Annotated in this window: 1 protein-coding gene; it reads right to left on the bottom strand. The window is 44.4% G+C overall.

The genetic code is table 11. The features are described 5' to 3' along the window. Positions 1–69: 69 nt before the first annotated feature. On the bottom strand, positions 70–806 hold a 737-nt coding region (locus FC83_RS06920), incomplete at its 5' end, for a reverse transcriptase domain-containing protein (RefSeq protein WP_269083181.1).

Below are 806 nucleotides of genomic sequence, written 5' to 3'. Positions count from 1 at the left end.
AAATCGAGTAGGAGGCCCTGACAGGCCGACCTCTCACACCACCGTACGTACGGTTCCGTATACGGCGGTTCAATAATTTGAGCGTTCTTGAATATACTGGAATGCCTTGGACAAGTTCAAAAGTCCAAGGCGTTCCAGTTTTTCATTTGTCAGGGTATATTTCAACACGCCAGTGTGCGCGGTATACCAATAACCCTTGCGGGTATTAGAGAATATTCGCGCTTCTGACACTGATTCCCCTAACTTTCTAAGATTCTTAAACTTCGTTTTAATCTTCTTCCATGATTTCCAAATATATTGTCGAATCCTCGTGCGCAACCAGGCATCTAAAGATTTAAGAAAATTCTTCATACGTCCGATACCGTAATATTGTAGCCAACCCCGCATTTTGCGCTTGATGTCGCTAAAAATAGTACCTAGACTAACACCACGGTTTCGCTTGGTGATTAGCTTTAGAGCCTGCTTGATACGCTCTTTGGCCACTTTATGAGGACGGGCATAGGCTTCACCTTTGCTTACCCCTAAAGTGAATCCTAGGAATTTCAGTCTCAGCGGTGAACCAACTTGAGTTTTCTTTTGATTGACCGTTAATTTCAAGTCTTTTTCCAGAAATCTGGCTACACTGGTCAGGACACGGTATCCTGCACGCTTACTTTTGACATAGATATTACAGTCATCCGCATAACGTACAAACTGGTGGCCTCTGGCTTTGAGCAGTTTGTCCAGCTCATTGAGGTAGATATTTGCTAATAATGGTGAGATAGGTCCGCCTTGCGGCGTGCCCTTTGTGGATTTCTCCACTCGAC

Origin of the sequence: Agrilactobacillus composti DSM 18527 = JCM 14202 (assembly GCF_001436375.1) — a bacterium.
Lineage (GTDB): Bacteria > Bacillota > Bacilli > Lactobacillales > Lactobacillaceae > Agrilactobacillus > Agrilactobacillus composti.
The sequence above is the reverse complement of the archived record's forward strand: the minus strand, read 5'-3'. Positions and strand labels throughout refer to the sequence as shown.